The following is a 13,794-nucleotide window of genomic DNA, read 5'->3' as shown; positions in this document are numbered from 1 at the left end:
GTCGGACGAGTAAAATAAGCTCCACAGTTTTTTGCCTATTTGTTTTTATTTTAAGACAGTCTTCTTCTTTTTGTCAAACTATTTTTAAAATAAAAAATATTTACAAAATAAACATATTGCTTTATACTGAAAATAGCTAACCCCACCAAACAACGAACTGTTTGGCCTCGGATAGCAACGTAACTATCTCTTGAAGAACTGTTCCGATTCGACCGACTTTCTTTTCGAAGGGCACGCTCGGATCGTTTATGCCAGTTCCTTTCCTGTACGTTTGAGGGAGGGACTGGCTTTTTTATTACAAAAATATGGAGGTGAACAGATGACGGGAGCTTTAGATGGCATTCAAGTGATTGATTTAACACGCGTTCTTGCCGGTCCATATGCCACGATGATTTTAGGTGATCTCGGGGCGGATGTTATTAAAATCGAAGCACCTGGTGGATCGGATGATACACGATTTTGGGGACCACCGTTTCAAAACGGCATGAGCGCTTACTATGCGGCAGTCAATCGAAATAAGCGAAGCATAACTGTCAACTTAAAAGAAGAAAGTGGAAAAGAAACAATTCGTCAGCTTACAAAAACAGCCGATGTCATCATTCACAATTTTAAAACCGGAACGATGGAACGACTCGGACTTGGATATGACGATCTTTCCACCATTAATCCGAAGCTCATTTACTGTTCCATTACCGGATTTGGTGAGACAGGGCCGTATCGCCATTTAGCTGGCTACGATTATATTATTCAAGCGATGAGTGGTTGGATGAGTATTAACGGTACAGAACAATCTGGGCCATTGAAAGTCGGTGTCGCTGTCACAGATATTTTTACAGGTTTATATGCCGCCATTGCCGTGCAAGCAGCGCTCATCGCTCGGGAAAAAACAGGAAGCGGTCAAAAAATTGATTTAAGTTTATTTGACTGTGCCATTAGCGCCCTTGTGAACGTCGCTTCAAATTATTTAATATCTGGCGAAGTGCCAAAACCGTTAGGAAATGATCATCCAAACATCGTTCCGTATTCAACGTATGAAGCAAGCGATGGTTTGTTTGTTGTCGCTGTTGGAAACGACCGACAGTTTCAAGCACTATGTGAGTTATTAGAAGATCAAACGATTGGTGGGGATGAACGGTTTCAAACAAATGCCGGTCGAGTCGCCCATCGTCATGAACTCAATCAACGACTAAATGACGAATTAAAAAAGAAATCGCGTGCAGAATGGCAACGATTATTTGAACAAAAAGGCATTCCTTGTGGTCCTGTGCATACGCTCGATCAAGTGTTTCAACATCCACAAACGCTCGCACGAAATATGATTATTCGCATGGATCACCCAGATGTCGGTGAGTTAAATCTTGTCGGAACACCGCTAAAGTTTTCACATACACCGGTCACATATCGATTGGCGCCACCGCTCGCAGGAGAACATAACCATTTATTTATTAAAGGAGGAAGTAAACATGATGAACTTTGATTTCACGCAAGAACAAGAAATGTTAAGACAAACCGTGAGAAAATTTGTTGATAAAGAAATTTTACCTCATATTAAAGAATGGGATGAACGAGGCTATTTTGATCCAAACATTTTGAAGCGCTTAGCGGAATTAAATTTAATGGGTGTATGTATCCCAGAACAATATGGTGGAATGGGGATGGATTATAATTCATTAGCTATTGTTTGTGAAGAACTAGAACGTGGGGATACAGCGTTTCGCACCGCTGTTTCTGTCCATATCGGCCTAAATAGCTTAACACTGCTTCAGTGGGGAACAGAGGAACAAAAGCAAAAATATCTCGTGCCACAAGCAAAGGGAGAAAAAATTGGCGCATTCGGATTAACCGAGCCAAACGCTGGTTCAGATGTTGCAGCGATTTCGACAACAGCTGTACGTGATGGAGATGACTACATTTTAAACGGACAAAAAACGTGGATTTCTCTTTGTGACATCGCTGACCACTTCATTGTTTTTGCTTACACAGATAAATCGAAAAAACATCGTGGCATTTCTGCTTTTATCGTTGAACGTACAATGCCTGGTTTTTCATCACGTGCCATTAAAGGAAAACTCGGCATTCGCGCAGGCAATACAGGCGAACTATTTTTCGATAACGTGCGCGTCCCGAAAGAAAATTTACTTGGAGAAGAAGGGGAAGGATTTAAAATTGCCATGTCGGCACTCGATAATGGAAGATTTACTGTTGCTGCTGGGGCATGTGGTTTAATTATGGCTTGCTTGGAAGCAAGTGTGAAATATTGTCACGAACGAAAAACGTTCGGGAAAGAAATTGGTCGTCATCAACTTGTACAACAAATGATCGCAAATATGGAAGCAGGCTTACAAATGAGCCGCTTGCTCGTATATAAAGCCGGATTTTTGAAAAATAAAGGGAGAAGAAATACGCGCGAAACATCGCTAGCGAAATGGATGGCGTGCGATTTTGCCAACAAAGCGGCTGACGATGCCGTACAAATTCACGGCGCATATGGTTATTCAAATGAATATCCAGTCGAACGGTATTTACGTAACTCCAAAGCTCCGGTCATTTATGAAGGAACGCGCGAAATTCATACAATTATGCAAGCGGAGTACGTCCTTGGCTATCGTCAAGACAAACCGCTCCGAAAAATGCTTCCAGCTTGGGAAGAAAAATAGAAGGTGGCTCGTGTCACCTTCTATTTTTCTGTATGCATTTTTTCTTCGAGTTTACAATATTGTTTATACAAATCTTTTAATGCTGCACATAGCGCTTGATTTGCCTTCCCTAAATATCCTTCGTGCAATTGGGCAAGCGGCTCGTCGATTCCGTCTTTTAATGAATGACCTTTTAACAACCGTGCCACATAATCCCGACCGTGCTCTGTCGCTAACGTACAAGAAGCATCAACGATGACGCCATACTTTTTATCTACTTCTGCCGTAATCGTCAATGTATCGAATACGCTTTTTGCCGCCATTCCTGAAGGCAATCGCGCATGACCTGCAATAAACTGCGTATTCATTCCCCTCACTCCCATTATCGTTTTACTTCTTTCATTATAACGGAAGCTTGTTTCGTATTTACGAGTAATCTTTCGACAAAATTTTTTAAATTTTCATAATCCCACCTGTGCTTGCGGATGTTACAAGTTTTGAATAACGGGCTAAATAGCCTGTTTTCACTTTTGGTTCAAAACCTTTCCAATCCGCCCTTCTCTTTTCCCATTCTTCTTCTGGAACGAGGACATCAATTGTTCGTTTCACAATATCAATGACGATACGGTCGCCATTTTGTACAAAAGCAATCGGACCTCCTTCAGCTGCCTCTGGTGATACGTGTCCGATGGATAAGCCGCGAGAAGCGCCGGAGAAACGACCGTCTGTAATGAGGGCTACTTTCGTTCCTAATCCCATCCCAACAATTTGCGATGTCGGGGCTAACATTTCCGGCATGCCCGGTCCACCTTTTGGTCCTTCGTAACGAATGATGACGACGTGACCCGGTTGTACTTTTCCTGCCGCAATGCCTTCAAGTGCTTCTTCTTGAGAATCAAATACGATCGCTGGTCCTTCATGACGTGTAATGCCACCTTGAATGCCACCTGTTTTAATAATTGCACCATCTGGCGCTAAATTACCGAACAATACAGCTAGTCCACCTGTTTCTGAATACGGATTGTCAATTGGACGAATGACTTCATAGTTTTTTACTTCGCACCCTGCAATGTTTTCACCAAGTGTTTTGCCCGACACCGTCAATGCATCTAAATGAAGTGTGCCTTCTTTTTTCGACAATTCATACAATACAGCCGATACGCCACCCGCTTCATGCAAATCTTCAATATGCATATCTGATGCTGGTGCAAGTTTTGCTAAATGCGGTACGCGAGCCGCAACTTCATTAATGCGCTCAAGTGGATAATGAATGCCTGCTTCATTCGCGATCGCCAACGTATGTAGCACCGTATTTGTTGAACCGCCAAGCGCCATGTCGAGCGCAAACGCGTTGTCAATTGCTTTTTCGGTCACGATATCACGTGGTTTAATATCGTGCTCAATTAAATACATTAACTGTTGAGCCGAACGGCGCACAAATTCTTTTCGTTCCGGATCAATGGCTAAAATCGTGCCGTTGCCTGGGAGTGCCAAGCCAAGCGCTTCAGCTAAACAGTTCATCGAATTCGCTGTAAACATCCCTGAGCAAGAACCACATGTCGGACAGCCGTACTGTTCAAGTTCTTGTAACCCTTTTTCATCAATTTTTCCTGCTTGATACGCCCCCACTCCTTCAAATACAGAAGAGAGCGAAATTTTTTTCCCATCGCTTGTCACACCTGCTTTCATCGGCCCCCCGCTTACAAAAATGGTTGGAATGTTTAAGCGCATCGCAGCCATCATCATACCAGGTGTAATTTTATCGCAGTTTGGAATGCATACCATCCCATCAAACCAATGCGCAGAAATGACAGTTTCAACAGAATCGGCAATGATTTCACGGCTCGGCAACGAATAGCGCATGCCAATATGTCCCATCGCGATGCCGTCATCCACTCCGATCGTATTCATTTCAAATGGCACTCCACCTGCTTCTCGAATCGCTTCTTTCACGATTTTCCCAAACTCTTGTAAATGAACATGTCCTGGGATAATATCAATATACGAGTTGACAACCGCAATAAACGGTTTATTGAAATCTTCTTCTTTTACTCCTGCTGCGCGCAATAAACTGCGATGTGGCGCACGGTCAAATCCTTTTTTTATCATATCGCTACGCAAAGCAAATCCCTCCATCTTTTCTGAACTTGTTAAACATTGTAACACTTTTTTAAATAAAATGACAATTCTAAAAATAAAAATCCCTTTATCTATTAGATAAAGGGAGCATGCACATTTATTGATCGCAGTCTGTCTTATCTTTATATTTTTTTCTCTTTTGGTCGTGAAGAAGCTGAATTAAATCACTAACATCTTCTAGTTTAAATTGTAATAACATTTGGTTTTTCAGTACCGTCCTTAGCGTACGCTCTACTGAACGGTTCACCTTCAACAAATCGTGAAGTGATTGAGCTTTCGTCCCGCTTGCACTTGTCGTCAGCGTACCTAATACTGCTTGTAACTTTTCTGCTTCTGCATTCATAATATGAGCCAAACTCAGCTCTTCTAACGCAATTGATGCAAGCAATAACGACAGCACATCTTCTTCATCTAAGTCAATATCCGGTTTAATGTTTGGGATGTTTGGAAAAGACAAGTAGATCATCTCCTTTTTTTTATGATACCCCAATATATGCGCAAAAAAAGGAGATGATTCATTTCCTTAACACTTCATCAAGAAATCGTTCACCGCTTTCGCTGCTTCTCGTCCTTCATGAATCGCCCAAACGACGAGACTTTGTCCACGTCTTGCATCGCCTGCTACAAATACCCCTTCGATATTCGTCTTGTATCCTGGCACCTTCACTTTTTTGTTTACTGTTTCTATTCCGAATTGCTGTAAAATTGGCTGATCTGGTCCTTCAAAGCCGATAGCGATGAACACAAGATCACATGGCCATACTTTTTCTGTTCCAGGGATTTCTTTAAATGTAACACGCCCATGTTCATCTACTTTTTTTTCCATATGAATCGTATGCAATTCTTTTACTTTTCCATTTTCATCGCCGACAATTTTTTTCGTTTGAATACAATATTGTCGTGGATCGGAACCAAACTTCGCTTCCGCTTCTTCATACGCATAATCAACCGTAAAAACAAGAGGATATTGAGGCCACGGATTATCATCCGTACGCTCTTTCGGCAACGAAGGGTGTTTACCGAATTGCACAACGCTTTTGCATTGTTGGCGAAGTGCTGTTGCCACGCAGTCCGCCCCCGTATCGCCACCACCAATGACGATGACATGTTTATGTTTTGCATCAATAAACGTCTCATCCTTTTCACCAGTCAATAACCATTTTGTCGTTACTGTTAAATAATCCATCGCCAAATGAACGCCCGCTAATTCTCGTCCTTCGATAACAAGATCGCGTTGTTTTTGCGCTCCAATACAAAGAACAACCGCATCATATTGTTTTTGTAACTCATCGACGGGAATATGCTTTCCAACTTCTGTGTTTGTAAGAAACGCAATTCCTTCTTCTTCAAGTAAACGCACACGTCGTTCAACGACATCTTTTCCAAGTTTCATATTTGGAATGCCGTATGTTAGTAATCCCCCTATGCGATCGGCACGCTCGTATACAGTGACAAAATGGCCTGCTTGATTTAATTCGTCTGCACATGCTAAGCCGGCAGGTCCTGATCCGATCACCGCTACCTTTTTTCCTGTGCGCTTTTTCGGTACGCGCGGTTGAACCCAGCCTTCTGCGAATGCTTTGTCGATGATTGCTCGCTCAATTCCTTTAATGGCTACCGCTGAATCAGAAATAGCTACTGTACATGACCCTTCACATGGTGCTGGACAAACGCGCCCTGTAAACTCCGGAAAGTTATTCGTTTTTGCTAACCGTTCAAACGCTTCTTTCCAACGTCCACGATATACAAGATCGTTCCATTCTGGAATCAGATTATGAATCGGACAGCCGGACGTTAATCCATTTAACTCCATTCCCATATGGCAAAATGGCGTACCGCAATCCATACAGCGGGCACCTTGTCTAACTAACATATCTGTTGAAAATGGGTCTGTATATTCTTTCCAATCATACAAACGGGAAAGAGGATCACGCTTTTTCTCTTCTTCCCGTACGTATTCCATAAATCCTGTCGCTTTCCCCATGTTTCTCCCCCTTTCTTCGTCAAAAGCGATCGCTTATTTCACGATCGCTTCAATCGTTTTTCCTGCTGCAACATCTTTTTTGTTTACGACCGTATTAAACGCTTCAAATACCGCTTCGTCATGTGACATACCGCTTCGCTTCATCGCTTCAATTGTCCCAATCATAAGTTTGTAGTTTTTCGGAATCACTTTGACAACGTTTCTTACAACACGATCCCAGTTGGCAAGTATATACGCTGCTTTTGGGCTTTCCGTATATTCGTAATGTTTCATAATCATTTGTTGTACATCTTGAATTTCTCCTTTATCTACTAGTGATTCAAATAAAACAAGTTCACGGTTGGCACGTTTTTGCCACGTATTATCATCAGCAAGTACGTACGCAATCCCACCGGACATGCCCGCAGCAAAATTTTTTCCAACAGAGCCGAGGATAACAACACGTCCTCCTGTCATATACTCACAGCCGTGATCACCAACTCCTTCAACAACCGCATGAACGCCACTATTTCGGACGCAAAAACGCTCCCCAGCACGACCACGAATATACGCTTCTCCACTTGTCGCACCGTAAAATGCAACATTTCCAATAATGACTTGATCACTGCATGCAAACGTTGCTTCATGTAGCGGTCGAATGATTACTTTTCCCCCTGATAAACCTTTACCGACATAATCGTTCGCATCACCGACTAATGTCATCGTCATTCCTTTTGGCACGAACGCTGCGAAGCTTTGCCCCGCTGAGCCTTGAAAATATAGTTGAATCGTATCTTCTGGAAGACCTTCTTCACCAAATCGTTTTGATACTTCGCTACCTACTATCGTGCCGACTGTTCGCTGTACGTTGTTAATGCGTACGTGCAATTGCACAGGCTTTTTCTCCTCTATTGCTTGCTGGACAGCTGGCAAAATCGTTTGGTAATCAAGCGTTTGTTCGAGACGGTGATCGTGCGGTTTAGAAAACGTGCGCGATCCTTCCACTTGATGCAACAAACGTGACAACTTAAGATGTTTCGCTTTCCAATGTCGTTTTGCCCGTTCACTTATTTTTAATACGTCCACGCGTCCGACCATTTCCTCGATCGTACGGAAACCAAGTTGCGCCATGATTTCACGTACCTCTTGGGCAATAAAATACATGAAATTAACGATATGTTCTGGCTTTCCAGTAAATTTTGCCCGCAATTTTGGATTTTGTGTTGCAACACCGACCGGACATGTGTCTAAATGACAAACGCGCATCATCACGCAACCTAAAACGATAAGTGGAGCGGTCGCAAAACCAAATTCCTCAGCGCCAAATAACGCCGCCATGACGACATCGCGACCAGTCATCAATTTTCCGTCTGTTTCTAATACAACGCGATCGCGCAGCCCGTTTAACATGAGTGTCTGGTGCGTCTCAGCTAAACCGAGTTCCCAAGGAATCCCCGCATGTTTAATGCTTGTTTTCGGTGAAGCACCTGTACCGCCATCATATCCGCTAATGACGATGACATCCGCACCGCCTTTAGCCACTCCCGCAGCAATCGTGCCAACACCAGATTTTGCAACGAGCTTCACACTAACGCGCGCATGACGATTCGCATTTTTCAAGTCGTAAATAAGTTGCGCTAAATCTTCAATCGAATATATATCATGGTGCGGTGGTGGTGAAATAAGTTCTACACCCGGCGTGGAGCCACGCACTTTTCCGATCCACGGATATACTTTATTCGCAGGAAGTTGTCCCCCTTCTCCCGGTTTCGCTCCTTGCGCCATTTTAATTTGCAGTTCATCCGCATGAACTAAATAATGACTTTTTACACCGAAACGACCGGATGCGACTTGCTTAATCGCACTGCGACGGGAATCACCATTTTCATCTTGTACATAGCGTCGCGGATCTTCGCCACCTTCCCCGCTATTGCTCTTTCCACCGATGCGATTCATCGCAATCGCAAGCGCTTCATGTGCTTCTTGGCTCAATGAACCGTACGACATCGCCCCCGTTTTAAAGCGACGAACAATCGCCTCTATCGGTTCAACTTCTTCAATCGGAATAGGTGTACGTGTGTCGTCAAACTCAAATAAATTACGTAAAAATGTAAGCTGCTCTTCATTCGCCATCGCAGAATATTGTTTAAACAGCGCATAGTCATTTTTTCGACATGCCCATTGTAACGTATGAATCGTTTTCGGATTAAACGCATGATGTTCCCCGTTTTTCCGCCATTGCAATTCACTTCCAGAATCTAATGTTTCATCATAAGACGTGAAAAACGCTTGCATATGGCGCATTTTTGCTTCTTGGGCAATTTCATTCAAACCGATTCCGCCAATTTGCGACGCTGTTTCGGTGAAATATTGATCGATAACATCATCCCCGATGCCGATCGCTTCAAAAATTTGCGCGCCACGATAACTTTGCACGGTTGAAATACCCATTTTTGACATCACTTTCACAACGCCATCTGTCGCCGCTTTTTTATATGTTTCGACTGCCTTTTCGTATGTCGATTGAAGCACTCCTTTTTCAATCGCTTCTCGAATGGTCGCAAATGCCAAATACGGATTGACTGCATCCGCTCCATATCCGATTAACGCTGCGAAATGATGCACCTCACGCGCTTCTCCACTTTCCACAATTAAACTGACTTTCGTACGTGTCCCTTTTCGAACAAGATGTTGATGTACCGCGCTAACCGCAAGAAGTGTCGGAATCGCTACACGTTGTTCGTTTATGCAACGGTCAGATAAAATAAGTAGCGTTGCACCAGAAGCAATCGCTTCATCCGCCGCTTGACATAATTCATCTAACACTTCTTTTAAGTTATGTGTAAAAACTGTTGACAATGTCACACTAGCAAATTCACGATACGGACTCATTCGAATGGCGTTTAGTTGTTTGTTCGTGATTATTGGTGACTCTAATCGAATGCGACGAGCACAAGATGCATCCGGATTCAACAAATCTCCTTCTTTTCCAAGCAACGTCACTGTTGATGTGACGATGTATTCACGAATCGCATCAATCGGTGGATTTGTTACTTGTGCAAATAGTTGCTTAAAATAATTGAATAAACTTTGCGGTCGATCTGATAAGACGGCTAAAGGTGTATCGTTTCCCATCGCCCCTGTTGGATCTTTTCCTTCCGTTGCCATCGGAATGATTGTTTTTTCCACGTCTTCATACGTATATCCAAACGCTTTTTGCCACGTCAAAAGGTTGTTAAACGGTTGTTCCTGCTCATCTTCGGCACATTCGTCAATAGAAATCATTTGTTCATTCACCCATTGACGATATGGTCGTTCATTGGCAATTTGTTTTTTTATTTCTTCATCAGAAACGATGCGTCCTTGTTCAAAATCAATAAAAAGCATTTTTCCAGGACTTAATCGTTCTTTGTATAAAATATTGTTCGGCTCTACATCGATCACGCCTACTTCCGATGAAAAAATAATATAGTCATCTTTTGTGACATAATAACGAGCAGGGCGAAGACCGTTCCGATCTAAAATTCCTCCAATTTGTTTTCCGTTCGTAAACACGATCGCAGTCGGACCGTCCCACGGCTCCATAAGACAGCTATAATATTCATAAAACGCTTTTTTATTATCATCCATCTCTTCATCCCAATACCACGGTTCAGGAATAAGCATCATCGCCGTTTCAGCAAGCGACTTTCCAGCTAACACAAAAAATTCAAACGCATTATCGAGCATGGAAGAATCGCTTCCGTTCGTATCTAAAATCGGAAGTACTTTTTGTAAATCTTCACCAAAAACAGAGGATGAAAATTGTTTTTCACGCGCCATCATCCAATGAATATTGCCTCGTAGCGTATTAATTTCCCCATTATGAATTAAATAACGATTCGGATGTGCCCGCTCCCAGCTCGGAAACGTGTTTGTGCTAAAACGCGAGTGAACGAGCACAAACGCGGAGCGAAATCGTTCATCTTGTAAATCAATATAAAAAGCATCCAGTTGCTCAGGGGTGACTAGCCCTTTGTAAACGATCGTTCGACTGGATAAACTCGCAAAATAGTACTCATTGTTTTTTACTAACTTTTCTGCTCGTTTACGAATGACATATAACTTTCGCTCAAAATGTTGTTCATCTGTTATATCGTCGCCCGCTGCGATAAAAAGCTGACGAATAAACGGACGACTTTTTTTAGCCAATGTTCCGAGTTTTCCGACATTAACAGGTACATCTCGCCATCCGAGCAACGTTTGTCCTTCCTCGCAGATGATGTCATTGATTTTCTGTTCTAAAATGCCCCTCTTTTGTTCGTCATGCTCAAAAAAGAAGACCATCCCGACTCCGTAACGCCCTTTTGCAGGAAGTGAAAACGAACAAACGGATCGAAAATAATCATCAGGAATTTGCACCATGATTCCAGCACCGTCACCTGTTTGCGGGTCGCTCCCTTGACCTCCGCGATGCTCTAATTGACGCAACATATGAAGACCTTGCTTGACAATATGATGAGACGCTTCCCCTTTTAAGTGGGCGTATAACCCGATCCCACATGCATCATGTTCAAATTGTGGACAGTACAACCCTTGCGCCTTTGGTAGTCCTCTCATGTGAATCCCCCATTCCGTTATCTTGTATGTATAATTGTAGGTTTCAATAATTATATAAACAATATATAATTTAGATAATATTCATCTCATTTCGAGAACGATAGAAAGAGGTGGAAAAAATGGAATTAAGACAATTAGTTTATTTCACAGAAGTTGCCAAACGGGAACATGTGTCAGAAGCTGCTGAAGCGTTGCATGTCGCTCAATCTGCTGTTAGTCGTCAAATTGCAAATTTAGAGGATGAACTCGGGGTCAAACTATTCGAACGTGAAGGAAGAAACGTAAAATTAACACCGATCGGCCGCCACTTTTTACAACATATTGAATCGGCATTAAAAGCGATTGACTATGCGAAGCAACAAATTGAAGAATATTTAGATCCAGAGCGCGGAACAATTAAAATTGGTTTTCCAACAAGTCTCGCAAGCTATACGATGCCAATGGTCATTTCCACATTTAAACAAAAACATCCGCACATTTCTTTCCATTTGCGTCAAGGGTCATATAAGTTTTTGATTGATGCAGTGAAAAGGCGAGAAATTGATGTGGCTTTCTTAGGTCCCGTACCAACTGAAGAAAAGGGCATTCAAGGGGATATTTTATTTACCGAGTCGTTCGCCGCACTCATTCCGACAGATCACCCACTTAGTCAAAACCGAAGCATCACTTTAAGTGAATTACGACATGAGCCGTTTGTCATGTTTCCAGAAGGATTTATTTTACGAAAAATAGTAGAAGATGCTTGCAAGCAAGCCGGCTTTTCTCCGATCATTTCATCAGAAGGAGAAGATTTAGATGCAATTAAGGGACTCGTCTCAGCAGGAATCGGGGTGACTTTGCTCCCTGAAAGTACATTTTACGGAACGACACTTCGTTATACAACGAAAGTCCCGATCGAATTTCCGCTCGTTCGTCGCAACGTCGGAATCATTTTACCAAAATATGACCTTGCACCTTCTGTCAACGTATTTTATCAGTTCGTAAAACAATTTTTTGCTACGTTAAATCAATACCAGTAAGCCAGCTGATAAGCGCAACTGGCTTACTGTGTGACTACATAGACAAATCGATGCCGACAACTCCAACTACTTGACCTTTTTGGACAATTGGCGCTGAAACGGTCAAACATGGACGCTTTGTCAACGCTGATGTATATATAGAGGAAACGTACACATTACCTTTAGCGGCCTCAACGAACCACGGTCTCGCTTTCGCATTGACAAGACCGGCTGGCGGATTTGAGTAAATGAACGTCCCATCAATGCGATTTGACCAAACAGCTTCCACATTGTCATTCGTCCGCAAAAACTCATCTAAACATTTCTCATGTTCTCTCACATCTAAACAGTCGAGTGGATAAGCATGTAAAAATGATGTGAGTTTTCCTTTCATCCGTTCAATCACATGTAAATCCACAGAAAACATTTGCTCTTGTTCATCTTTTTTTATAATTGTTTGTAACTCGTTTGATGTTTTTTCAATCGCTTCGTTAACCCGTAACATTTGCTCGACATTTCCATGCTGTATTTCCATATGTTTCGCAACCTCATGCGCGTGGTCTTTATTTTCTAACGCGAGTGAAGAAATATATGCAAGCAAAGCGGAAATTTCTTGCATGCTTCCCGTTTGTTCTTCAACCGATTGCGATGAATCATACGCCATAGCCGTCATATGATGAAGCCTTTCTCTAAAATCAGTCAGAAGAGAAAGGACGTTATTCATTTCACTTGATCCGTTTTCAATTTGTTCTGTCTCTGTTTTCACCATGTGCATTGTCGATGCAATCTCTGATTGAATCGACGACAAAATGTCACGAGTTTGTTCCACAGCAACCGATGTTTGATTAGCTAATTTTCCAACTTCATTGGCGACAACAGAAAATCCTTTCCCATGTTCACCTGCACGCGCTGATTCAATATTTGCATTTAATGCTAAAATACTCGTCCGTTGCGAAATAGAGGCGATCGTTGAAAGAATGTGATGAATTTCCTGTGAACGCTCTACTAACATTTCCATTTGACGAAGTAATGCATAATGTCCTGTCCGCAAATCGTTCATTTCACGTTGAAGATTTTCTAATGAACGTAATGACCGAATAAGTTCATTGCAAGATGCTTCGCTATCCGCATGAATACGCTGGGAAACGTCTGAAATTTTCAACGCCGACTGTTCAATCATTTTCGTCTTTTCTTCTACTTGCATCGTATAAATTACTGTTTTTTCTAAACGATCGATCAGCTGTACAGTGCTTTGTTGTGTAGCACTCGATGTTCGATCAAGTGAATCGGCAGCTAATTTCATTTGCTCTACAACTGCTTTTAGTTGGTCAGCCGCCACTTCAATTTGACTTAGTATCCCACTCGACTTCTCTCCACTAGATTCTTGTACATTCAACCTCTTCTTTAACAAAAACATACACACGCCCCCTTATGTTATATTTTATAACACGAATATAAC

At 42.3% G+C, this 13,794-nt stretch carries 9 protein-coding genes; 3 read left to right on the top strand and 6 right to left on the bottom strand.

Annotated elements, in window-relative coordinates; genetic code table 11:
• Nucleotides 1–319: 319 nt before the first annotated feature.
• Nucleotides 320–1,477, top strand: a complete 1,158-nt coding sequence (locus CS060_RS10245; RefSeq protein WP_035046357.1) for a CaiB/BaiF CoA transferase family protein — start codon at nt 320–322, stop codon at nt 1,475–1,477.
• Nucleotides 1,464–2,657 (top strand): acyl-CoA dehydrogenase family protein, encoded by a 1,194-nt coding sequence (locus CS060_RS10240; protein WP_035019864.1) that lies wholly within the window; start codon nt 1,464–1,466, stop codon nt 2,655–2,657. Before CS060_RS10245 ends, CS060_RS10240 begins: the two co-directional genes overlap by 14 nt.
• A gap of 20 nt (nt 2,658–2,677) precedes the next feature.
• Here the strand turns inward: CS060_RS10240 and CS060_RS10235 are convergent, their stop codons facing one another.
• From CS060_RS10235 to gltB, 5 genes are all read right to left on the bottom strand, one after another.
• Nucleotides 2,678–3,004: a DUF3870 domain-containing protein gene (locus CS060_RS10235; protein ID WP_032101467.1), complete on the bottom strand. Its 327-nt coding sequence runs from the start codon at nt 3,002–3,004 to the stop codon at nt 2,678–2,680.
• A gap of 85 nt (nt 3,005–3,089) precedes the next feature.
• Nucleotides 3,090–4,772 (bottom strand): dihydroxy-acid dehydratase, encoded by a 1,683-nt coding sequence (gene ilvD, locus CS060_RS10230; protein ID WP_035046359.1) that lies wholly within the window; start codon nt 4,770–4,772, stop codon nt 3,090–3,092.
• A gap of 100 nt (nt 4,773–4,872) precedes the next feature.
• A complete protein-coding gene (locus tag CS060_RS10225) occupies nt 4,873–5,241 on the bottom strand; it encodes an alpha-helical endospore appendage domain-containing protein (RefSeq protein WP_069201712.1) in 369 nt (122 codons plus the stop codon).
• Between the two features lie 57 nt (nt 5,242–5,298).
• Complete coding sequence (locus tag CS060_RS10220; RefSeq protein ID WP_099668928.1) at nt 5,299–6,759, bottom strand: glutamate synthase subunit beta; 1,461 nt, start codon at nt 6,757–6,759, stop codon at nt 5,299–5,301.
• A 33-nt stretch (nt 6,760–6,792) separates the two neighbouring features.
• Nucleotides 6,793–11,337 carry a glutamate synthase large subunit gene (gene gltB, locus CS060_RS10215; protein WP_035046363.1) on the bottom strand — a complete coding sequence of 1,515 codons (4,545 nt, stop codon included), beginning with the start codon at nt 11,335–11,337 and terminating at the stop codon, nt 6,793–6,795.
• Nucleotides 11,338–11,456: 119 nt separating this feature from the next.
• Here gltB and gltC point away from each other — a divergent pair, with 119 nt between their 5' ends.
• Nucleotides 11,457–12,356, top strand: a complete 900-nt coding sequence (gltC, locus tag CS060_RS10210) for a glutamate biosynthesis transcriptional regulator GltC (protein WP_035046365.1) — start codon at nt 11,457–11,459, stop codon at nt 12,354–12,356.
• A gap of 34 nt (nt 12,357–12,390) precedes the next feature.
• Here gltC and CS060_RS10205 read toward each other — a convergent pair whose 3' ends face one another.
• Nucleotides 12,391–13,752: a methyl-accepting chemotaxis protein gene (locus CS060_RS10205; protein WP_035046367.1), complete on the bottom strand. Its 1,362-nt coding sequence runs from the start codon at nt 13,750–13,752 to the stop codon at nt 12,391–12,393.
• Between the last annotated feature and the right edge of the window lie 42 nt (nt 13,753–13,794).

The sequence above is a fragment of the Anoxybacillus flavithermus genome, assembly GCF_002742685.1.
Lineage (GTDB): Bacteria > Bacillota > Bacilli > Bacillales > Anoxybacillaceae > Anoxybacillus > Anoxybacillus flavithermus_E.
This window is presented reverse-complemented; position numbering and strand designations above follow the sequence as displayed.

Excerpts from the sequence above, each read along its gene's own strand:
- CS060_RS10245 (WP_035046357.1), top strand. The coding sequence starts at position 320 with ATGACGGGAGCTTTAGATGGCATTCAAGTGATTGATTTAACACGCGTT.
- CS060_RS10205 (WP_035046367.1), bottom strand. The coding sequence starts at position 13,752 with ATGTTTTTGTTAAAGAAGAGGTTGAATGTACAAGAATCTAGTGGAGAG.
- CS060_RS10240 (WP_035019864.1), top strand. The coding sequence starts at position 1,464 with ATGATGAACTTTGATTTCACGCAAGAACAAGAAATGTTAAGACAAACC.
- CS060_RS10220 (WP_099668928.1), bottom strand. The coding sequence starts at position 6,759 with ATGGGGAAAGCGACAGGATTTATGGAATACGTACGGGAAGAAGAGAAA.
- CS060_RS10225 (WP_069201712.1), bottom strand. The coding sequence starts at position 5,241 with ATGATCTACTTGTCTTTTCCAAACATCCCAAACATTAAACCGGATATT.
- gltB (WP_035046363.1), bottom strand. The coding sequence starts at position 11,337 with ATGAGAGGACTACCAAAGGCGCAAGGGTTGTACTGTCCACAATTTGAA.
- gltC (WP_035046365.1), top strand. The coding sequence starts at position 11,457 with ATGGAATTAAGACAATTAGTTTATTTCACAGAAGTTGCCAAACGGGAA.
- ilvD (WP_035046359.1), bottom strand. The coding sequence starts at position 4,772 with ATGGAGGGATTTGCTTTGCGTAGCGATATGATAAAAAAAGGATTTGAC.
- CS060_RS10235 (WP_032101467.1), bottom strand. The coding sequence starts at position 3,004 with ATGAATACGCAGTTTATTGCAGGTCATGCGCGATTGCCTTCAGGAATG.